Below are 19,309 nucleotides of genomic sequence, written 5' to 3'. Positions count from 1 at the left end.
AAGGCAGAACAGTCGCGACTCGTTCATACGTCGCTCGAAAGGTGGTGACAAATAATTTACCAATCGAAAAATTCGGTTAACGATGCCGAAACGCTGGCCTTGTCGGTTCTGGGCTGGGTGCTGGAGGATGGGCGGCGGGCCGAACGCCTGCTGGCGTTGACCGGCCTGACCCCCGATGCCCTGCGTGCCGGGCTTGGAGATTCGTCCATGCTGGGCGCCGTTCTGGAATTCGTGGCGGGCCATGAGCCGGACCTTCTGGCCGCTGCCGGCGATCTCGGCCTTTCACCCCAATCCATCGTCGATGCGAGCGGGAGGCTGGCGCGATGAGCGGTTCGAAACGCCCGCTGGTGGTGACCGATTGCGACGAAGTGCTGCTGCATATGCTGGTGCATTTCCGTGAGTGGCTGGACGAGGCGCATGAGGTGGATTTTCATCTGGAAGGCCACGATTTCGCCAATGCCATGCGCCGCCGGGGCAGCGGCCAGCCGATCCCGCATGACGAGATGTGGGCCTTGCTGGAAGGGTTCTTCGATACCGAGATGCACCGGCAGACTCCCATTTCGGGGGCGATCGAAGCGATTCACACGCTGGCCGAGGAAGCGGATGTGGTGGTGCTGACCAATATCGCCGATCATCGCCGGGAAGCGCGCACGCGCCAGCTGGCCGACCGGGGCCTCGACATCCGGGTCTTCACCAACCAGGGTCCGAAGGGGCCGGCGCTCAAGGCGATCCTCGAGGAATATAGCCCGAGCCGCGCCTTCTTCATCGACGATCTGGCGCAGCATCATGCCTCGGCGGCGGATATGGTCCCCGGGATCGTCCGCTTGCATCTGGTGGGAGAGCCTACCGTCGCGCCGCATATTCCCTGCGCGCACGAACAAGGTTATGCGCATGCCCGGATCGACCAATGGGACCTCGCGCTGTCCTGGCTGCGCGAACGGCTGAAAGAGGAGAATTCATGAGCATCGAAGCAAGACTGGCCGAACTGGGCATCACTCTTCCGGAGCCGGCGGCCCCGCTGGCGGCCTATGTGCCCGTGGTGGTCCATGGCGGGCTCGCGCATGTTTCCGGCCAGCTCCCGTCGATCGGCGGCCAGCCCGTCACCGGGCGGCTCGGGGTCGACATCTCGGTCGACGATGCGGCCGCTGCGGCCCGCGCCTGCGGATTGATGATCCTGGCGCAGCTCAAGGCCAAAATCGGCTCGCTCGACAATGTCGTCCAGGTCGTGAAGCTGGGCGGCTTCGTCAATTCGAGCTTCGATTTCACCGAGCAGCCCAAGGTGGTGAACGGCGCTTCGCAGCTGATGGTGGATGTGTTCGGCGATGCCGGCAAGCATGCCCGCAGCGCGGTGGGCGTCGCCAACCTGCCCATGGGGGTCGCGGTGGAGGTGGATGCGATCTTCGCTGTCAACGGTGGTTGAAGCCCCTGGCGAAGCGGATTCCGGTTCCACGCTGCCCGTGTCGCGGGCGGCACGGCTGACCGGGCGGGTCTATGCCCATCGCGGGTTGCACGGCACGGGCCTGCCGGAAAATTCTCTCGCGGCCTTCGCGGCGGCCATGGATCGCGGTCTGGGCATCGAATGCGATGTCCAGCGTAGTTCCGATGGCTATGCGATGGTATTCCATGACTGGGATCTCGACCGCCTGACCGCCGAGCATGGCCCGGTCGCGGACCGCAATGCGGCGGAACTCGGCCGGATCGCGCTGGCCGGGAATGGCGAGCCGATCCCCACCTTGCGCCAGGTGCTGGATCTGGTGGCCGGGCGGGTTCCCCTGCTGATCGAGATCAAGTCCCGGCGCGACCGGCGCACCGCGCCGCTGTGCCTGGCCGTGCGGCGCGAGCTGGAAGGCTATCGCGGCGACCATGCGGTGATGAGCTTCGATCCCCGTGTCTCGCGCTGGTTCGCGACTCATTCCCCGCATACGCTGCGCGGGCTGGTGGTGACCGAGGAGAATGGCAAGACCTTGCTGGGGCGCATCCGCCGCCGCCTTGCATTCCACCATGCCCGTCCCGATTTCCTGGCCTATGACATACGCGATCTTCCCAGCCGGTTTGCCGCCGCGCGCCGCCGCCGGGGCCTGCCCGTGCTGACCTGGACGGTCCGCAGCGCGGATCATCGCCAGCGGGCGGCGCAGCACGCCGACGCGCCGATCGCGGAGGGAGCGGGCCTGGAGTGAGCGACCAGGACCCCCTGACCGCTGCGGTTTACGGGTCGGTCGGGGCGCTGCCCGCCGACGAATGGGACGCGCTGGCCGGAGACGACAATCCGTTCGTGAGCCATGCCTTTCTGTCCGCACTGGAGGATTCCGGCAGCGTCGGCCCCGGCACGGGCTGGGCACCCGCGCCGATCGCGATAGCGGACGGGGCGGGGCGCCTTGCCGCGGCGCTGCCGTCCTACCTCAAGTCGCACAGCCAGGGCGAATATGTCTTCGATCATTCCTGGGCCGATGCCTGGCACCGGGCCGGCGGGCGTTATTATCCCAAGCTGCAGATCGCCGCGCCGTTCACCCCGGCGACCGGACCCCGGTTGCTGCTGGGCGATGCGGGGCTGGCGGAACCGCTGCTGCGGGCGGCGCAGGGCCTGTGCGCGGAGCATGGCTTTTCCTCCGCCCATGCCACCTTCATCGAACCGGCCCAGCTGCCCTTCTTCGAGGACGCCGGCTGGCTCATCCGCAATGACATCCAGTTCCACTGGGAAAACCGGGACTATGCGGATTTCGACGCCTTTCTCGCCGCGCTTTCCTCGCGCAAGCGCAAGGCCGTCCGCAAGGAGCGGGCCGAAGCGCAGGCGGGGCTGGAGATACGGCATCTCACGGGCGATGAGATAGAACCGGAGCATTGGGATGCGTTCTGGGTCTTCTATCAGGATACGGGCGCCCGAAAATGGGGCAGCCCCTATCTGACGCGCGAGGCGTTCACCCTGCTGGGAGAGCGGATGGGCGACCGGGTTCTGCTGATCCTCGCCTATGATGAAGGCAGGCCGATTGCCGGCGCTCTCAACCTGATCGGGAAAAGCGCGCTCTACGGGCGCTATTGGGGCTGCACCGTGCACAAGCCCTTCCTGCATTTCGAGCTGTGCTATTATCAGGCGATCGATGCGGCGATCAGGCTGGGCCTGCGGCGGGTGGAAGCCGGGGCGCAGGGCGGGCACAAGCTGGCCCGGGGCTATGAGCCGGTGCGGACCTGGTCTGCGCACTGGATCGCCGATGCCGGATTTCGCGAGGCGGTGGCCGATTTCCTCGCGCGCGAAAGGCGCGGCGTGGCTGAGGAGCAGATGTTCCTGGGCGAGCGGACACCCTTCCGCAAGGACTAGCAAGGACGACTTGGGGCAGCATGGTCCGCCGTGGCGGTGCTGCTGCCCTCAGGCGGCCTTGTGGCAGGTTGCCGCGATCCATTCCCGGGCGCGGCGCTGGGCTTCCGCGATTTCGCGCGCCGTCATCTCTTCGGAGATGTCGGAGCGGCAGAGCGCGGCTTCCTCATGCCCCTGCGTGGCCGCGAGATTGAACCATTTATGCGCCTCGATGAGATCGATTCCGGCGCCATGGCTGCCCGTGGAGAAGGCAAATCCGAGATCGTAGTAAGCGGAAATATCCCCGGCCGCGGCGGCGGCAAGGCAATTGGCGACCAGCAGGTCGGTATGGTTTTCACCTGTCGGCGCCGTATCGGCAGTCTGATTGATCCAGGCCATTTGCATGATCTGATCCCCCGTTGCGGGAAGCACCTTGCCTCCTTCGAGCGGGACATTCGCCAATCATGGTCAACAAATGGTTAACGGATCATCCCGCGTCGCGGTTCGGCCCAGCTTAATCCACACTGATTTAGAGTCACTCGCAATTGGGCCTTGTGCCGGGTTTGACGCACTCCTATAGGCCCGGCCAGCCGTGCCGGTTGTGCCACCGGAAAACCGGGGTTCCGCAGGTAAAGTGCCGGTTTGGGTATGGTCTGGGTGCGGAGTTTGGGTAGCGACGGTTATGAGCGACGAAATCGATATCCTCGCCAAGGCAAAGCATGCGATCACGGATGATTACGTGCCCGCCGAGAACGAGGAATACATGAATGAGGCGCAGCTGGATTATTTCCGGCGCCTGCTTCTCGAATGGAAGAAATCCATCCTCTCCGCTTCGGCCGGCACGTTGCAGTCGCTGCAGGATGGCCCGATCCGCGAGCCTGACCTCAACGACCGCGCTTCGAGCGAGACGGACTGGGGGATCGAGCTTCGCACGCGGGACCGCCAGCGCAAGCTGATCGCCAAGATCGATTCGGCGCTGCGGCGGATCGAGGATGGCGAATATGGTTATTGCGAAGTCACCGGCGATCCCATCGGCATCAGGCGGCTTATCGCCCGGCCGATCGCGACCATGACGGTGGAAGCGCAGGAAGCCCACGAACGCCGCGAAAAGGTGTCCCGCGACGATTGACAAGCGATTGTCCGGCAATGGTTAATCGCACCGCGGCGATTAAGGGTTTCTTTGCGATTTGCTGTTTAATTCGGGCACGAGGAGCGTAAAAGCTTGCTCGCCGAGAAACGCCAACAACCGGTCGCAAAGCCATGACCAGCCTCGAAACCCGCAATATCCCGCGCGACAGCCTCTTCCTGATGGCACAATTGCGCCTTGAGGGGCAGGACGCTTCCTATCAGGTGAAGGTGCGCAATCTTTCCGCCGGCGGGATGATGGCAGACGGGGAGGTCCGCGTCGTGCGCGGCATGATGGTGTCGGTCGAGCTGAGGAATATCGGCTGGGTGGAAGGATCGGTCGCCTGGATACAGGACAACCGCTTCGGAATCGCCTTCCGGGAAGAAATCGACGCGAAAAAGGTCCGGGCGATGCCGCAGGCCGGCAATGAGCATTCCGCGCCGCGCTACACCCGCAATTATCCGGATTCGGCGCCGGGCAAGGTCCGCAAGATCTGAAGTCGTCGGCGCTGGCGGGCGCCCTGCGCGCCGCTGAAGCGGATTGGGCCTCGGCCGCCTGAAAAGCGACGCTCCCGGATTCCTGTTTTTCGGCGATTTCCAAGGCGCCGGATTTCCATCCGGCTCGAAATCGCTCTAAGCAGGCGCACATGATTTTCCGCTTGCGCTTCCTTGTCCCGGCTGTGCTCGCCGCCTTGCTGCTGGCGGGTTGCGGCGCGGACCGGGAAGGGGTGATCGACCTCGCGGTAATCGGCGATCGGGACAGCCTTCTGCAGAAGGGAACACGGCTTTCCCCCGATGCCCAGCTGCTGCGTTCCGCGACGGTGGACGGGCTGGTCAGGCTGGATGCGAATGGCGATGTGACCCCGGCGCTGGCGGAACGCTGGATCGTGACCGATGATGGGCGCAGCTACATCTTCCGCTTGCGCAACGGCACCTGGCCCGACGGCGCGGAACTGAGCAGCGAAAGCGTGGAGGATGCCTTCAGGCGCACCTTGCGCAGCCTGAAAGGCACATCTCTGGCGCTGGACCTGTCGCGCATATCGGAAATCCGCGCGATGGCCGGGCGGGTGGTGGAGATCCGCCTCACCAGCCCGATGCCCAATTTCCTGCAGCTGCTGGCGCAGCCGGAACTGGGCCTGTTCCACAAGGGAGCCGGCCAGGGCCTGATGCGGCTGGAGGACGACGATGAGCTTGTCCTTCATCCCCTGCCTCCGCAGGCACGCGGCGAAGCGGAAGATCCGTCCTGGCCGAAACGCAGCCGGGAACTGAGGCTGCGCGCGGTTTCGGCATCGCAGGCGATCCTGCTGTTCGACGAAGGGAAGGTCGATCTGGTGCTGGGCGGGCAGATCGAAACCTTGCCGCTGGTGGACACCGGCCCGCTTTCGCGCGGAACCGTCCGGCTGGACCGGGTGATCGGGCTGTTCGGCCTGCAGGTGCTCAACCCGAAGGGCGTGCTGGCGGAACCCTCGATGCGGGAAGCCGTGGCGATGGCGATCGATCGGCCCGCCGTTATCGCGCCGTTCAACGTGGGCGGCTGGGATGCGACGACGCGGTTCGTTTCCCCGGGGCTGGATGACGATCTCGGCACGATCGGGGAGCGCTGGGAGAGCCTGCCGGTGGAGGACCGGCAGAGGGAAGCGGCTCGCCGAGTCGCGGCCTGGAGCGCCGCGAATGGCGCCGCGCCTGCGCGCCTGTCGGTGTTCCTGCCGGAGGGGCCGGGGTCCGACATCGTATTGACGGTCCTGCGCGGGGATCTCGCGAAGGCGGGCTTCGTTCTCGATCGCGCGGCGACGGAACGGCAGGCGGATTTGATCTGGGTGGATCGCGTCGCGCGCTATGCCGCCGCGGAATGGTTCCTCAACCAGTTCAATTGCTCCCTGCGCCGCGGGGCCTGCTCGCCGGAAGCGGATGCAAGGGTGGAGGAGGCGAGAGCGGCGCCGGATGCGGCCTCGGCCGCCGCCTTGCTGGCGGAAGCGGAAGCGGAGCTGACCGCTGCGAATGTCTATATTCCGATCGGCGTGCCGTTGCGCTGGTCTCTGGTCCGCAGCGACATCACCGGCTTTGCCGCCAACCGCTGGGGCTTTCATCCCTTGCCGCCGCTGGCGGTGCTTCCCAAATAACAGTGGGCCAAATAACAGTGGGCCAAATAGCATCGGCCGGTGGTAAAGGGCGTGTGCAGGAGACGACGATGGTGAAGCAAGGACCGGTTCGCCCGATGCCGATGGGCATGCAGATGCCATTGGGCACGGACCCTGCCTCGGTCAGGCAACGGGTGGAGGTGCTGGAGAAACTGCTCGAGCGCAGCCTTGTCGTGCCGGGCCTCAACCGCCCGCTGGGCCTCGATGCGATCGTCGGGCTGGTTCCGGTGGTGGGCGATCTGGTGACCGCGGCGATGGGCGCCTATCTCGTCTGGGAAGCGCGCAATCTCGGCCTGCCGAAATGGAAGCTGTGGCGCATGGCGGGCAATATCGCGTTCGACACGGCCCTCGGCTCCGTGCCTTTCGCGGGCGATGTATTCGACTTCCTGTTCCGTTCGAACAGCCGCAATCTCCGGATCATCAAGCGCCATCTCGACAAGCACCACCCGGCGAGCCGCGTGATCGACGGCTGAGGCGGGCTGGACCTCGGCTATGCTTCCAGTTCGATGTCCCAGTAAAGCCAGTCCCGCCAGGATTCATGCAGGTAATTGGGCGGGAAGCTCTTGCCGTGCTGCTGCAATTGCCAGCTGGTCGGTCTGATCGGCTGCACCGTCGGGATCATATGCGCTTGCTTGGGGGTGCGGCCGCCCTTCTTCATGTTGCAGGGCGCGCAGGCGGTGAGGATGTTTTCCCAGGTGGTCTTGCCGCCCAGCCTGCGCGGAACCACATGGTCGAAGGTGAGATGATGCGGGCTGCCGCAATATTGGCATGAGAACCGGTCGCGCAGGAACACGTTGAAGCGCGTGAATGCCGGAAATTCGCTGGGCCGGACATATTGCCTCAAGGCGATGACCGAGGGGATCTTCATGTCCAGCGAGGGCGAATGCACTTCCCGCTCGTAGCTGGAGACGACATCCACCCGTTCGAGGAACATGGCCTTGATGGCGGTCTGCCAAGGCCACAGGCTCAGCGGATAATAGGAAAGAGGAGTGTAATCGGCATTGAGGACCAGCGCCGGGCAGCTTTCCAGCCGCCGGTTCGGGTCGTCGTCCGCGTTGCGAAAACGCGTAGCTTGATCAATCAGTTCGGCTTTGAACACCAGCGTGCCCTCCCTGATGTCTGCAGGGGAGCATTTGCTTAGAAATGCGTCAAGCCTGTTACGAATTGGCAATCCACAGGAAACTTGCCGAGACCCGGACTGCCGGTAGAACAAGCGGCCAGATCATGATCCGCACTCGCTTCGCCCCCAGCCCGAACGGCTCGCTGCATCTCGGCCATGCCTATGCGGCGATTGTCGCGCATGATCTGGCCCGGGAAGCGGGCGGCGATTTCCTGCTCCGCATCGAGGACATCGACGGCGCGCGCAGCCGCCCTGAACTGGCCGGGGAGTTCCGGGCGGACCTGGCCTGGCTAGGCCTTGCCTGGGATGGCGAGGTGCTCCAGTCGGCGCGGCTTGGCCGCTATGCCGAGGCAGGCGAGCGGCTCAAGGAGATGGGGCTGCTCTATCCCTGCCGCTGCACCCGGGCGGAGATCGCGCAGGCCGCGCGCGAGATCGGGCCGGATGGCCCGGTCTATCCGGGCACCTGCCGGAACAGGGCCGTCGAGATCGGCGGCGGCGTGTCGTGGCGGCTGGATGTGGGCAAGGCGCTGGAACGGACCGGCCCCCTGTCCTGGGAAGACCGGATCGCCGGAATGCAGCAGGCGCGTCCGCAGATTTTCGGAGATGTCGTCCTGCTCCGGAAGGATGCCCCGGCCAGCTACCACCTTGCCGCCACGCTGGACGATGCGGCCGATGGCATCACGCTGGTGACGCGCGGCGCAGACCTGTTCGCGGCGACGCATATCCATCGCCTGCTGCAGGCCCTGCTCGATCTGCCGGTGCCGGCCTGGCACCATCACCCGCTGCTGCTGGACGAAGACGGCAGGAAGCTGGCGAAGCGGCGCAACGCGCCTTCGCTCGCGGATCGCCGCGCGTCGGGAGAGGACGGGTGGGCGCTGGCGGCCTCGCTGCGCGGCGGCAACTTCCCCGCTGGCATTTCGCTTTCCGGCATCCTACATAGGGCGCCATGAACACATTGCTCGTCATCCTCGTGATCGGCCTTACGATCATGGTCGTGGTTTCGCTGGTGCGCGGGATCATAGCTTTTCTGCAGAGCACCAAGCTCGATCTCGAGAGCAGCGGCGATCACGCCACGGAAATGCAGCTGCGCCAGAACAAGATGATGTTCGCCCGCATCAAGTATCAGGCGCTGGCCGTGCTGGTCGTGGCGGTGCTGCTCGCGATCAACAATTGAGCCTGACCGCAAGCGCGTGGTAAAGCTCAACAAGATCTATACGCGCACCGGCGATGACGGCACGACCGGCCTCGTCGACGGTTCACGCTGCCCGAAACACGCGGCCCGGATGGAAGCGATCGGCGCGGTGGACGAGGCGAACAGCGCGCTGGGTCTTGCCTCCACGGCGCTGGCGGGCAACGCGCATGGCGCGGCGATCGCCCGCATCCAGAACGACCTGTTCGATCTTGGCGCGGACCTTGCCACGCCCGGCCAGGATTTCGCGCCGTCCGAAATGGTGCTGCGGATCGTTCCAGCCCAGGTCGAATGGCTGGAGCAGGCGATAGACCGATTGAACGAGGATCTGCAGCCCCTGACCAGCTTCATCCTGCCGGGCGGCAGCGAGGCGGCGGCGCGGGTGCATGTCGCCCGGGCCTCGGTGCGGCGGGCCGAGCGCAAGGTCGTCGCCCTGATTGCCGATGAACCGGCCAATCCGGCGGCGCTGGCCTATATCAACCGGCTGTCCGATTATCTGTTCGTGCTGGCCCGCGTCCTCAACGACAATGGCGCGGCCGATGTCCGCTGGGTTCCCGGCGCCAATCGCTAAACCGGCGCTGGCCAGCCTTGTGTGCAGGCGCTAACAAGCGGTCTTTCCCTCATTTTGGAAAGGAACGGGTCGATGCGCAAGGTCGGGGTGATCGGAGCGGGGCTGATGGGCACGGGCATCGCCCAGACGGTGGCCCAGGCGGGAATGGACGTCGTCCTGGCCGATATCGACGTTGCGATTGCCGACAAGGCCAGGGCGCGGATCGCCGGAATGCTGGAAAAGCTGGTCGAAAAGGGCAAGCTCGGCGCGGATGATGCGGACGCCGCCGTGGGCCGCATCGCCACGGCGGGCGATTATTCCGGCATGGCCGATGCCCAGCTGATTATCGAGGCGGCGACCGAGCGCGAGGACATCAAGCGCCAAATCTTCGCCTCGGTCGGCGAAGTGCTGGGCGCGGACGCGATCCTGGCCAGCAACACCAGCTCGATCCCGATCACCCGCATGGCAGCCGCCAGCCCGGACCCCGCGCGGTTCATCGGCATCCACTTCTTCAATCCCGTGCCGGTGATGAAGCTGGTGGAGGTCATTCCCGGCCTTGCCACCAGCCCCGGCACGGTGGAGCGGGTCCGCGCCTTCGCGGAGAAAATCGGCAAGACGGTGGTTCATGCCGGGGACGAGCCGGCCTTCGTCGTCAATCGCATCCTGTGCCCCATGCTGAACGAGGCGATCTTCGTGCTGGGGCAGGGGACGGGCAGCGTGCTGGACATCGACCAGGGCTGCAAGCTGGGCCTCAATCATCCGATGGGGCCGCTGGAACTGTCCGATTTCGTGGGCCTGGACACCTTGCTGGAGATCATGAAGGTGCTGCACGAAACCACTGGCGAGGACAAGTATCGCCCGGCCCCGCTGCTGCGCAAATATGTCGAAGCGGGCTGGACGGGCCGCAAGTCGGGGCGCGGCTTCTACGATTATTCGGGGGAGAAGCCGGTTCCCACCCGCTGAGCGCGCGTCAGCTCAATCGATCTGGTCGCCATAGGTGACGACGGCGCCGTCGCCGGATTCGTCCATGGCTTCGCCGTCGGAATCCGCGTCCCCGCCCTCGTCGCCGGAACTGTCCATGCCGTCGCCGTCGTCGATCAGCTCCTCGTCCGGCACGAATTCCACCGGCTGGGCTTCGGGCTGCGGGCTTTCTTCCAGCACCACCGGCACCGGATCGCTGGGCTTCTCCAGATCTTCCCGCTGCTCGCGCAGGCCATCGGCCATGCCGGTCAGCACATCGCCCTGGCCGCCCTCGCCCGTGAAGATCGCCACTGAAAGCAGCGTCATGCCGGCGAAAATCGCGGCGAACCAGCGGTTCTTGAACAGGATCTGCGACATGCCCTCGCCATAGGGGAAAGCGGTTAACTTTCCGTGGCCGCCGCCTCGTTTTTCAATGCATAGAGCAGGTCCAGCGCCTCGCGCGGGGAGAGCGCATCGATGTCGAGCGCCTGCAGCTTTTCCCGCAGGCCGTCGCGCTGTTCCGCCACCGCTTCCGCCGCTGCGGCGAACAGCGGCAGATCGCCCAGCCCGGCCGCCAGCCCGCCGGTTTCGGCGCGGCCCTTCTCGAGCCGGTCGAGCACGGATTTGGCGCGCGCGACCACTTCCTTCGGCACCCCGGCCAGCCGCGCCACGGCCAGGCCATAGCTGCGGTCCGCCGGGCCTTCCGCCACTTCGTGCAGCAGCACGAGATCGCCTTTCCATTCGCGCGCGCGGACATGGTGCAGCGACAGCGCCTCGCAGCTTTCGGCCAGGCGGGAAAGCTCGTGATAATGGGTGGCGAACAGGCAGCGGCAGCGGTTGCGTTCATGCACCGCTTCCACCACCGCCCAGGCCAGCGCCAGCCCGTCATAGGTGGAGGTGCCGCGCCCGACCTCGTCGAGGATGACGAAGCTGCGCTCCGTCGCCTGGGTGAGAATGGCCGCGGTTTCCACCATTTCCACCATGAAGGTGGAGCGGCCCCGGGCGAGATTGTCGGACGCGCCGACGCGGCTGAACAGGCGGTCCACAAGGCCCACAACCGCCCTTGAGGCGGGCACGAAGGCCCCGGACTGCGCCAGCAGCACGATCAGCGCGTTCTGGCGCAGGAAGGTGGACTTGCCGCCCATGTTCGGCCCGCCGATCAGCCACAGCCGGTCTTGCGAGGCCAGGGTGCAGTCATTGGCGACGAAGCGGGCGCCGCCGGCCGCCAGCGCGGTTTCCACCACCGGATGGCGGCCGCCTTCGATTTCGAGGCAGCATTCTTCGGCGATCTCGGGGCGGCACCAGCCCCCTTCCGCCGCCCGCTCCGCCAGCCCGGCGGCGACGTCGATCCGGGCGAGCGCGGCGGCGGTGGCGGCGATGGCGTGGCTGGCGGCGATGGTGGCCGCGACCAGCTCCTCGAAATGGGCCTCCTCGGCGGCGAGCGCATGGCCGCCTGCCTCCGCGATGCGGCTGGCCTCCTCATGCAGCGAGAGCGAGTTGAAGCGCACCGCGCCGGCCATGGTCTGCCGGTGGGTAAAGCCGCTGTCCGGCGCCATCAGCGCGTCGCCATGCCGGGCGGGGACCTCGATGAAATAGCCGAGCACGCCATTGTGCCTGATCTTCAGCGTGGCGATGCCGGTTTCCTCGCGATAGCGCGCCTCCAGCGCGGCGATGGCCCGGCGCGCATTGCCCGACACCTTGCGCAATTCGTCCAGCGCGGCGTCATAGCCTTCCGCGATGAAGCCGCCCTGGCCGCGCTCGGTGGGCGGGGAGGGCACCAGCGCCCGGCCCAGCAGGTCGACCAGCGCGCCATGCCCTTCCAGCGCGGGCAGCAGTTCTTCGAGCAGGGCGGGGCGATCGGGCCTGCCCTGCACCTGCTCGCGGACCTGCCGCGCTTCGGCCAGGCCGTCGCGGATCTGGCCCAGGTCGCGGGGGGAGCCGCGCCCGGCCACCACCCGGCCCAGCGCGCGGCCGAGATCGGGCAGGCCGCGCAGCGCCGCGCGCAGGTCGCCGCGCAGCAGCGGATCGTCATGCAGCCAGCCGACCAGCTCCAGCCGTCGCCTGATCGCATCGGCGTCGGTCAGCGGCGCGCCGAGGTCCTCCGCCAGCTGGCGCGCGCCCGCGCCGGTCACGCAGCGGTCCACCGCCGCGATCAGGCTGCCTTGCCGCGCGCCCTGCTGGGAAACGAGTATCTCCAGGCTGGCGCGCGTGGCCTCGTCCATGGCGAGGCGTTCGTCCCCGCTGCTGGCGACCGGGGGCAGCAGCAGCGGCAGCTTGCCGCGCCCGGCATGGTCGAGATAGGCGATCAGCCCGCCCGCCGCCGCCAGCATGGCGCGGCTGAACTGGCCGAACCCGTCCAGCGTGGCGACGCCGTGGACCGTCTTCAACCGCCTTTCCCCGTCATCGCTGGAAAAATCGGCATGGGGCCGGGGCACCGCGGCGGCGGGCCGGTCCGCCCAGGCTTCGGGCGCCACGATCTCGCTGGCGCCGAGCCGGGCGAGCGCGGCCCCCAGCCGGTCGGGTGGGCATTCCTCCAGCTCCATCCGCCCGGTCGAGATGTCGCAGGCGGCGATGCCGACGATCCCGCGCAGGTCGCACACCGCCACCAGCAGGTTGGCGCGGCGCGGCTCGAGCAGCGCTTCCTCGGTCAGCGTCCCGGCCGTGACGAAACGCACGATGTCGCGGCTCACCAGTGCTTTCGATCCGCCCCGCTTCTTCGCTTCCTCCGGCGTTTCGACCTGCTCGGCCACGGCGACCCGGCAGCCCGCCTTGATCAGCCGGGCGAGATAGTTTTCCGCCGCATGGACCGGCACGCCGCACATCGGCACGGGCTGCCCGTCATGCTCCCCCCGCGTGGTCAGCGCGATGTCCAGCACGCCTGCGGCCTTGCGCGCATCCTCGAAGAACAATTCGAAGAAATCGCCCATGCGATAGAACAGCAGGCAATCGCCCGCCTGTTCCTTCAGCGCGAAATATTGCGCCATCATCGGGGTCGCACCGCCTGCCATGCGAGCGGGTTAGCGGGTCAGTGGGCGATTCGGAAAGCGTGGCCTCTACGCTTTCCCCCGATCAAACCGTTGCGGGCGCGCCCGCCAGCGCCTAGTGGCCGATTGAATCAAGGAGAATCCGCTTGGCTGAAGACAACAAGCTTCGCTTCACCGAACGTGAGGCGCTGTTTTACCACGAGACGATCCGCCCCGGGAAGATCGAGATCATCGCGTCCAAGCCGATGGCGACGCAGCGCGATCTCAGCCTGGCCTATTCCCCCGGCGTCGCCGCGCCGGTGGAGGCGATTGCCGCCGATCCGTCCAAGGCGGCGATCTACACCGCCCGGGCCAATCTGGTCGCCGTGATCTCCAACGGCACCGCGATCCTCGGCATGGGCAATCTCGGCGCGCTCGCCTCCAAGCCGGTGATGGAAGGCAAGGCGGTGCTGTTCAAGCGCTTCGCCGATGTGGATTCGATCGACATCGAGCTGGATACGGAGGACCCGGACGCCTTCGTCAATGCCGTGGCGCTGATGGAGCCGAGCTTCGGCGGCATCAATCTGGAAGACATCAAGGCCCCGGAATGCTTCATCATCGAGCAGGCCCTGCGCGAGCGGATGAAGATCCCGGTGATGCATGACGACCAGCACGGCACCGCGATTATCGCCGCCGCCGGCCTGATCAATGCCTGCCACCTCACCGGCCGCAAGCTGGGCGATGTCAAGGTGGTGGTGAACGGGGCCGGCGCGTCCGCCATCGCCTGCACCTCGCTGATCAAGTCGATGGGCGTGCGCCACGAAAACGTGACGATGTGCGACAGCAAGGGTGTGATCTATATCGGCCGCGACAATGTGGACCAGTTCAAGTCTGCCCATGCGATCGCCACCGACGCCCGGACTTTGAGCGACGCCATCGCCGGGGCGGACGTGTTCCTCGGCCTGTCGATCAAGGGCGCGCTGACCGCGGAGATGGTGAAGAAGATGGCGCCCAAGCCGATCATCTTCGCCATGGCCAATCCCGATCCGGAAATCACCCCGCCCGAAGCGAAGAAGGTGCGGCCCGACGCCATCGTCGCCACGGGCCGGTCGGATTATCCGAACCAGGTCAACAATGTGCTCGGCTTCCCCTTCATCTTTCGCGGCGCGCTGGACGTGCAGGCGACCGCGATCAACGAGGAAATGAAGATTGCGGCGGCCGAAGCGATCGCCGCCCTGGCGCGCGAGCGCGTGCCTGAGGAAGTGGCCGCCGCCTATGGCCGCAACCATCATTTCGGCACGGAATACATCATTCCCGCGCCGTTCGATCCGCGCCTGATCGAGCGGATTTCGTCCGCAGTGGCCAAGGCCGCGATGGATTCCGGCGTCGCCCAGAAGCCGATCGAGGATTTCGACGCTTACCGCACCGCGCTCAAGGCCCGGCTCAACCCGACCACCAGCGTGCTGACCCAGGTGTTCGAGGATCTGAAGAAGAACCCCAAGCGCGTGGTCTTCGCCGAGGGGGAGGACGAGGTCGTCCTGCGCGCCGCGATCCAGTATCGCGATTTCGGATATGGCAACCCGATCCTGGTCGGCCGCACCCAGGCCGTCCTGGACAAGCTGGTGGAACTGGGGGTCGACGATCCCGACAGCTATGAGATCCAGAATTCGGCGGATTCCATCCATGTGCCGGAAATGGTGCAATATCTGTATCAGCGGCTGCAGCGGCGCGGTTTCATGGAGCGCGACGTGCGCCGCATGGTCAATCAGGACCGCAATGTCTTCGCCTCGCTCCTGCTGGCGCTGGGCCATGGCGATGCGATGATCTCCGGCCTGACCCGCCCCTTCGCCCAGACGATGAAGGAAGTGCAACTGGTGCTCGATCCGAAGCCCGGTCACCTGCCCTTCGGCATCCATCTGATGATCGGCAAGGATTACACGGTGTTCCTGGCCGACACCACGATCAACGAACGGCCGACCGCCGAGGAACTGGCCCATATCGCCAAGGAGACGGCGGCGGTGGCGCGGCGGCTGGGGCATGAGCCGCGCGTGGCCTTCCTCAGCTTCTCGACCTTCGGCAATCCGTCGGGCAAGTGGCTGGAAAGCATCCGCGATGCGGTCCATATCCTCGACGCGGAAAATCCCGGCTTCGAATATGAAGGCGAGATGGCCCCGGATGCCGCGCTCAATCCCAAGGTAATGGCGAATTATCCGTTCAGCCGCCTGTCGCAGCCGGCCAATGTGCTCATCATGCCGGGCCTGCAATCGGCCAATGTTTCAGCCAAGCTGCTGCGCGAGCTGGGCGGCAACGCCACCATCGGCCCGATGCTGATCGGCATGGAAAAGCCGGTGCAGATCGCGCCTATGACCTCCATCGCGCCCGATGTGCTGCAATTGGCGGTGCTGGCGGCGGCGGGCGTGGTGGGCTGACCGTGTTCACGTTCCGGCACGTTCCGGTTCGACCGGAACGGGCCTGGGACTTACCTGTTTTCCGTGATTTCCGCTTCGGCAAGCGATCCCGCTTGCTTCGCAATGGCTCCAGCCGCAACTCGGCGGGACGGCGCGATCAGTTGATCGCTCTCGATACGCCATAGGCGCTCGTCACCGTCAGCACGATGCCCACCAGGATCAGCATCTGCTTGGCGGGCAGGTGCTTCGCGGCCCAGGCGCCCAGCGGGGCCGCCAATATGCCGCCGATCAGCAGGCCCAGCGTCGCGCCGGCGAGGTCGGCTATGCCCAGATGATAGATGAAGGTGGCCGAGATGGTCACCGTCAGGAAGAATTCCACGGAATTGACCGTGCCCACGACCTTGCGCGGGTCGGCGCCCTGGATCAGCAGGTTGGACGTGACCACCGGCCCCCAGCCGCCGCCGCCCGCCGCATCCAGGAAGCCGCCGAAAAGGCCCAGCGGGGCGATCAGCTTGGCTTCCTTGATCTTGGGCGGATAGAACAGCCCGCGCCAGAGGATGTAGAGGCCGATCGCGCAGAGATAGGCCAGCACGAAGGGCTTCACCACGGCGGCGTCGAGCGAGCTGAGCACATAGGCGCCCAGCAGGCCGCCGATCACCCCGGGAATGAGCAGGCGGAAGAACAGCCGCTTGTCGATATTGCCATGCAGCAGGTGGCTGATACCCGATGTCGCGGTGGTGAAGCATTCCACCATATGCACGCGCTGCGAGGCCACCGCCGGCGGCAGGCCCATCACCCCCACCATCATGGTGCTGGAAATCACGCCGAAGGCCATGCCCAGCGCGCCGTCGACCAATTGCGCGGCGAAGCCTATGGCAATGAAAGGAAGGAGGGCGCTCAGTTCGAAGGCTTCGAAATGCAAGGGCATGGTCCTTTGACGGATCGATCAGGGTTAGCGACTGCCCGCGTTTCACGAATGCGGGAAGCAAATTTTTCAGAGATGCCGTGTAGTGCAGGTTTCTCGTTGCCGATCAAGAGGGCGGCTCCGGGCGGTTGCTACTGCTCGCGGCCGCGCTGCACCACGGCGGCCCGGCGTTGCTCCAGATCGCCGTGCGAAACCGTTCCGTTGAATTTCCACGCGACCTGCCGTTCCATTTCCAGCGCCTCGCCGAACGGCATGGCGAAGCCCCGGTCGATCAGGGCCTTGTATTCGCGCAGGAAAGAAGGGTCGGCGCCGGCCATGTCGCGGGCGATGTCGCGCGCGCGGGCCATCAGGCGGTCGGGGTCGACGACCTCGCTGACGATGCCCCAGTCCAGCGCCGTTTCGGCATCGAGGAAATTGCCGGTGAGCGACATCTGCTTGGCGCGATGGACCCCGATCATCCGCGGCAGCCTTTGCGACAGGCCCCATCCCGGCAGCAGACCGATCCGCGCATGGGTGTCGGCGAAGCGGGCATTGGCGGAGCCGATCAGCATGTCGCAGCCCAGCGCGACTTCCAGCCCGCCGGTGATCGCCACGCCATTTATCGCGCCGAGCACGGGCTTGCGGCAGGCCTCGAGCGCGCGGACCGGATCGTATTGCTGGATCGCCTTGAGCGCATCGGGGTTCGACCCCAGCTCCTTGAGGTCGACGCCCGCCGAGAAGGCCCGCTCGCCCGCGCCGGTGAGGACCAGCACGCTGACGGAATCGTCCCGGTCGGCCGCCTCGATGGTTTCCGTCAGCGCGATGCACAGCTCCGAGGACAAGGCGTTGAGCGCTTCCGGCCGGTTCAACGTCACTATCGCGACCGCGCCATCCCGTTCGACCTTCAACACGCTCATCGGCTTTCCTCCCCCTGGAAGCTCCCGGTCTGCCCTATTTGCGGCGATAGCGGAAGTACCAGACCTCATGGCCCTGCTGCCGGGCCTTGGCTTCGTAGCGGGTTTCGCACCAGCCGCCGGGCCGCCTGAGGAAGCTGGCGGGGCTGTCGGCCAGCCATTCGAAGGTGTCGCGGTGCCGCCGCATCACCATCAGCGCATGGCGCAGATAGACGGGATGGTCGGTGCCGAAGCGGAATTCCCCGCCCGGCTTCAGCTTGGCCGCGAACATCGCCACCGGCCCGTCGTTCATCATCCGCCGCTTGGCGTGACGGGCCTTGGGCCAGGGGTCCGGGTGCAGCAGATAGAGGAACGACAGGGTGCCGTCCGGCACGCGGGAGAGCACCTCCAGCGCGTCGCCCATATGCAGCCGGACATTGGCCAAGCCCATGTCGCGGATATGGCCGAGCGCGCCGACCACGCCGTTGAGGAACGGCTCGCAGCCCACGAAGCCGTGGTCGGGCAGCAGGTCGGCCCGGTAGGCGAGATGCTCGCCCGCGCCGAAGCCGATTTCGAAATGGAGCGGGGCCGGCTGGCTGAACAGCCGCTCGGCGGTGATCGGCCCGTCATCAGGCACGCTGATCTGCGGCAGCAGGCGATCGGCCAGATCCTGCTGGCCCTTGCGCAGTTTCTTGCCCTTGGCCCGGCCGTAGAGCCGGTTGAGGGTGGTGGGATCGCCGGGTTTGTGCGCCGTCATGGGCGCAGCGCTTAGGCGGGTTTTAGCCGGGCCTCAAGCGCGCCGCGCCTTAGGGCGCGAAACCAGGGGACCGGACGGCCCCTGGCATAGTGAATGCAAACTACGCCGCTTCGGCGGTATCGTCGGAATCGCGCAGCACATAGCCGCGGCCCCATACGGTTTCGATGTAGTTCTCGCCATCGCAGGCCAGCGCCAGCTTCTTGCGCAGCTTGCAGATGAACACGTCGATGATCTTGAGTTCCGGCTCGTCCATCCCGCCATAGAGGTGGTTGAGGAACATTTCCTTGGTGAGCGTGGTGCCCTTGCGGAGCGAAAGCAGCTCCAGCATCGCATATTCCTTGCCGGTGAGATGGACGCGGGCGCCATCGACTTCCACCGTCTTGGCGTCCAGGTTCACCGCCAGCTTGCCAGTGCGGATGACGGACTGGGAATGGCCCTTGGAACGGCGCACGACCGCATGGATGCGGGCGACCAGCTCTTCCCGGTGGAACGGCTTGGTCACGTAATCGTCCGCCCCGAAGCCGAAGCTGCGGATCTTGGAATCCATTTCCGAGATGCCCGACAGAATCAGCACCGGCGTCTGCACCTTGGCGACGCGCAGCTTCTTGAGCACGTCATAGCCGTGCATGTCCGGCAGGTTCAGGTCGAGCAGGATGATGTCGTAATCATAGAGCTTGCCGAGATCGAGGCCTTCCTCGCCCAGGTCGGTCGAGTAGACGTTGAAACCTTCGGTCGTGAGCATCAGCTCGATCGCCTTAGCTGTCGTCGGCTCGTCTTCGATCAACAGAACACGCATGGATACAGCCCCCGTTTTTTGCCCCGATTCCCCACTCGGTAACCCGATAGAAATGGATATTGACCTGTATTAACCATTCAAGGTGTGAATGAAAAAGGTTAATTTTCTGTAACCGCCAAATAAGCCGCCCGATTGCGCCACCGCGGCAGGTGGCCAGCGCTGGCGCATCATGCTTCTGGTTTCCGTGATTTCCGAGTCAGCAAGTGATTTCACTTGC

At 65.8% G+C, this 19,309-nt stretch carries 22 protein-coding genes; 14 read left to right on the top strand and 8 right to left on the bottom strand.

The window, feature by feature from the left end; translation table 11 throughout:
- Nucleotides 1-99 precede the first annotated feature (99 nt).
- Genes U8326_RS12155 through U8326_RS12135 form a run of 5 tightly spaced genes read left to right on the top strand, consistent with a single transcriptional unit; the run spans nt 100 to nt 3,313 of the window.
- Nucleotides 100-327 (top strand): DUF3572 family protein, encoded by a 228-nt coding sequence (locus U8326_RS12155; RefSeq protein WP_416385481.1) that lies wholly within the window; start codon nt 100-102, stop codon nt 325-327.
- The gene (locus tag U8326_RS12150) at nt 324-962 is read left to right on the top strand and encodes an HAD family hydrolase (protein ID WP_324740584.1); all 639 of its coding nucleotides are present in this window, start codon (nt 324-326) and stop codon (nt 960-962) included. Before U8326_RS12155 ends, U8326_RS12150 begins: the two co-directional genes overlap by 4 nt.
- A complete protein-coding gene (locus U8326_RS12145) occupies nt 959-1,420 on the top strand; it encodes a RidA family protein (RefSeq protein ID WP_324740583.1) in 462 nt (153 codons plus the stop codon). The genes U8326_RS12150 and U8326_RS12145 overlap by 4 nt, the downstream gene beginning before the upstream one ends.
- A complete protein-coding gene (locus U8326_RS12140; protein ID WP_416385480.1) occupies nt 1,413-2,177 on the top strand; it encodes a glycerophosphodiester phosphodiesterase family protein in 765 nt (254 codons plus the stop codon). The genes U8326_RS12145 and U8326_RS12140 overlap by 8 nt, the downstream gene beginning before the upstream one ends.
- Nucleotides 2,174-3,313, top strand: a complete 1,140-nt coding sequence (locus tag U8326_RS12135; protein ID WP_324740582.1) for a GNAT family N-acetyltransferase — start codon at nt 2,174-2,176, stop codon at nt 3,311-3,313. Before U8326_RS12140 ends, U8326_RS12135 begins: the two co-directional genes overlap by 4 nt.
- Before the next feature lie 48 nt (nt 3,314-3,361).
- Here the strand turns inward: U8326_RS12135 and U8326_RS12130 are convergent, their stop codons facing one another.
- Nucleotides 3,362-3,694, bottom strand: coding sequence for a hypothetical protein (locus U8326_RS12130; RefSeq protein WP_416385479.1), 333 nt, complete (start codon nt 3,692-3,694; stop codon nt 3,362-3,364).
- A 277-nt stretch (nt 3,695-3,971) separates the two neighbouring features.
- On the opposite strand from U8326_RS12130, the gene dksA reads away from it, so the two are divergent.
- From dksA to U8326_RS12110, 4 genes are all read left to right on the top strand, one after another.
- A complete protein-coding gene (gene dksA, locus U8326_RS12125) occupies nt 3,972-4,418 on the top strand; it encodes an RNA polymerase-binding protein DksA (protein WP_324740581.1) in 447 nt (148 codons plus the stop codon).
- Nucleotides 4,419-4,549: 131 nt separating this feature from the next.
- Nucleotides 4,550-4,912, top strand: coding sequence for a PilZ domain-containing protein (locus tag U8326_RS12120; RefSeq protein ID WP_324740580.1), 363 nt, complete (start codon nt 4,550-4,552; stop codon nt 4,910-4,912).
- A gap of 149 nt (nt 4,913-5,061) precedes the next feature.
- The gene (locus U8326_RS12115) at nt 5,062-6,534 is read left to right on the top strand and encodes an ABC transporter substrate-binding protein (protein WP_324740579.1); all 1,473 of its coding nucleotides are present in this window, start codon (nt 5,062-5,064) and stop codon (nt 6,532-6,534) included.
- A gap of 68 nt (nt 6,535-6,602) precedes the next feature.
- On the top strand, nt 6,603-7,025 hold the full coding sequence (locus U8326_RS12110) for a DUF4112 domain-containing protein (protein WP_324740577.1): 423 nt from the start codon (nt 6,603-6,605) through the stop codon (nt 7,023-7,025).
- 17 nt (nt 7,026-7,042) lie between these two features.
- On the opposite strand, the gene U8326_RS12105 is transcribed toward U8326_RS12110, so the two are convergent.
- Nucleotides 7,043-7,633, bottom strand: coding sequence for an HNH endonuclease (locus tag U8326_RS12105; protein ID WP_324743595.1), 591 nt, complete (start codon nt 7,631-7,633; stop codon nt 7,043-7,045).
- 143 nt (nt 7,634-7,776) lie between these two features.
- On the opposite strand from U8326_RS12105, the gene gluQRS reads away from it, so the two are divergent.
- From gluQRS to U8326_RS12085, 4 genes are all read left to right on the top strand, one after another.
- The gene (gene gluQRS, locus U8326_RS12100; protein ID WP_324740576.1) at nt 7,777-8,622 is read left to right on the top strand and encodes a tRNA glutamyl-Q(34) synthetase GluQRS; all 846 of its coding nucleotides are present in this window, start codon (nt 7,777-7,779) and stop codon (nt 8,620-8,622) included.
- Nucleotides 8,619-8,846: a hypothetical protein gene (locus tag U8326_RS12095; protein ID WP_324740575.1), complete on the top strand. Its 228-nt coding sequence runs from the start codon at nt 8,619-8,621 to the stop codon at nt 8,844-8,846. Before gluQRS ends, U8326_RS12095 begins: the two co-directional genes overlap by 4 nt.
- 16 nt (nt 8,847-8,862) lie before the next feature.
- On the top strand, nt 8,863-9,432 hold the full coding sequence (locus U8326_RS12090; RefSeq protein ID WP_324740574.1) for a cob(I)yrinic acid a,c-diamide adenosyltransferase: 570 nt from the start codon (nt 8,863-8,865) through the stop codon (nt 9,430-9,432).
- A gap of 72 nt (nt 9,433-9,504) precedes the next feature.
- The gene (locus U8326_RS12085) at nt 9,505-10,374 is read left to right on the top strand and encodes a 3-hydroxybutyryl-CoA dehydrogenase (RefSeq protein WP_324740573.1); all 870 of its coding nucleotides are present in this window, start codon (nt 9,505-9,507) and stop codon (nt 10,372-10,374) included.
- 12 nt (nt 10,375-10,386) lie between these two features.
- On the opposite strand, the gene U8326_RS12080 is transcribed toward U8326_RS12085, so the two are convergent.
- Nucleotides 10,387-10,749 (bottom strand): hypothetical protein, encoded by a 363-nt coding sequence (locus tag U8326_RS12080; protein ID WP_324740572.1) that lies wholly within the window; start codon nt 10,747-10,749, stop codon nt 10,387-10,389.
- A 23-nt stretch (nt 10,750-10,772) separates the two neighbouring features.
- Entirely contained in the window at nt 10,773-13,379 is a 2,607-nt protein-coding gene (gene mutS, locus U8326_RS12075) for a DNA mismatch repair protein MutS (RefSeq protein WP_324740571.1), read from the bottom strand.
- Nucleotides 13,380-13,501: 122 nt separating this feature from the next.
- Here mutS and U8326_RS12070 point away from each other — a divergent pair, with 122 nt between their 5' ends.
- Nucleotides 13,502-15,763, top strand: a complete 2,262-nt coding sequence (locus U8326_RS12070) for an NADP-dependent malic enzyme (RefSeq protein ID WP_324740570.1) — start codon at nt 13,502-13,504, stop codon at nt 15,761-15,763.
- Between the two features lie 136 nt (nt 15,764-15,899).
- Here U8326_RS12070 and U8326_RS12065 read toward each other — a convergent pair whose 3' ends face one another.
- The 4 genes from U8326_RS12065 to ctrA all read right to left on the bottom strand — a co-directional run bounded on the left by U8326_RS12065 (nt 15,900) and on the right by ctrA (nt 19,092).
- Nucleotides 15,900-16,670 carry a sulfite exporter TauE/SafE family protein gene (locus tag U8326_RS12065; RefSeq protein ID WP_416385478.1) on the bottom strand — a complete coding sequence of 257 codons (771 nt, stop codon included), beginning with the start codon at nt 16,668-16,670 and terminating at the stop codon, nt 15,900-15,902.
- A gap of 128 nt (nt 16,671-16,798) precedes the next feature.
- Nucleotides 16,799-17,563 carry an enoyl-CoA hydratase gene (locus U8326_RS12060; protein ID WP_324740568.1) on the bottom strand — a complete coding sequence of 255 codons (765 nt, stop codon included), beginning with the start codon at nt 17,561-17,563 and terminating at the stop codon, nt 16,799-16,801.
- 34 nt (nt 17,564-17,597) lie between these two features.
- The gene (gene trmB, locus U8326_RS12055) at nt 17,598-18,296 is read right to left on the bottom strand and encodes a tRNA (guanine(46)-N(7))-methyltransferase TrmB (protein ID WP_324740566.1); all 699 of its coding nucleotides are present in this window, start codon (nt 18,294-18,296) and stop codon (nt 17,598-17,600) included.
- 100 nt (nt 18,297-18,396) lie between these two features.
- On the bottom strand, nt 18,397-19,092 hold the full coding sequence (gene ctrA / locus U8326_RS12050) for a response regulator transcription factor CtrA (protein ID WP_324740565.1): 696 nt from the start codon (nt 19,090-19,092) through the stop codon (nt 18,397-18,399).
- Nucleotides 19,093-19,309: the final 217 nt, after the last annotated feature.

This window comes from Tsuneonella sp. CC-YZS046, from assembly GCF_035581365.1.
GTDB lineage: Bacteria > Pseudomonadota > Alphaproteobacteria > Sphingomonadales > Sphingomonadaceae > JAWKXU01.
Note: the sequence above shows the minus strand (reverse complement) of the source record. Positions and strands in the feature narration are given on the sequence as shown.

Coding starts and splice junctions, on each gene's coding strand:
- mutS (WP_324740571.1), bottom strand. CDS start 13,379: ATGGCAGGCGGTGCGACCCCGATGATGGCGCAATATTTCGCGCTGAAG.
- gluQRS (WP_324740576.1), top strand. CDS start 7,777: ATGATCCGCACTCGCTTCGCCCCCAGCCCGAACGGCTCGCTGCATCTC.
- U8326_RS12065 (WP_416385478.1), bottom strand. CDS start 16,670: ATGCCCTTGCATTTCGAAGCCTTCGAACTGAGCGCCCTCCTTCCTTTC.
- U8326_RS12110 (WP_324740577.1), top strand. CDS start 6,603: ATGGTGAAGCAAGGACCGGTTCGCCCGATGCCGATGGGCATGCAGATG.
- U8326_RS12145 (WP_324740583.1), top strand. CDS start 959: ATGAGCATCGAAGCAAGACTGGCCGAACTGGGCATCACTCTTCCGGAG.
- U8326_RS12130 (WP_416385479.1), bottom strand. CDS start 3,694: ATGCAAATGGCCTGGATCAATCAGACTGCCGATACGGCGCCGACAGGT.
- U8326_RS12120 (WP_324740580.1), top strand. CDS start 4,550: ATGACCAGCCTCGAAACCCGCAATATCCCGCGCGACAGCCTCTTCCTG.
- U8326_RS12095 (WP_324740575.1), top strand. CDS start 8,619: ATGAACACATTGCTCGTCATCCTCGTGATCGGCCTTACGATCATGGTC.
- U8326_RS12150 (WP_324740584.1), top strand. CDS start 324: ATGAGCGGTTCGAAACGCCCGCTGGTGGTGACCGATTGCGACGAAGTG.
- U8326_RS12060 (WP_324740568.1), bottom strand. CDS start 17,563: ATGAGCGTGTTGAAGGTCGAACGGGATGGCGCGGTCGCGATAGTGACG.
- U8326_RS12080 (WP_324740572.1), bottom strand. CDS start 10,749: ATGTCGCAGATCCTGTTCAAGAACCGCTGGTTCGCCGCGATTTTCGCC.
- trmB (WP_324740566.1), bottom strand. CDS start 18,296: ATGACGGCGCACAAACCCGGCGATCCCACCACCCTCAACCGGCTCTAC.
- ctrA (WP_324740565.1), bottom strand. CDS start 19,092: ATGCGTGTTCTGTTGATCGAAGACGAGCCGACGACAGCTAAGGCGATC.
- dksA (WP_324740581.1), top strand. CDS start 3,972: ATGAGCGACGAAATCGATATCCTCGCCAAGGCAAAGCATGCGATCACG.
- U8326_RS12085 (WP_324740573.1), top strand. CDS start 9,505: ATGCGCAAGGTCGGGGTGATCGGAGCGGGGCTGATGGGCACGGGCATC.
- U8326_RS12115 (WP_324740579.1), top strand. CDS start 5,062: ATGATTTTCCGCTTGCGCTTCCTTGTCCCGGCTGTGCTCGCCGCCTTG.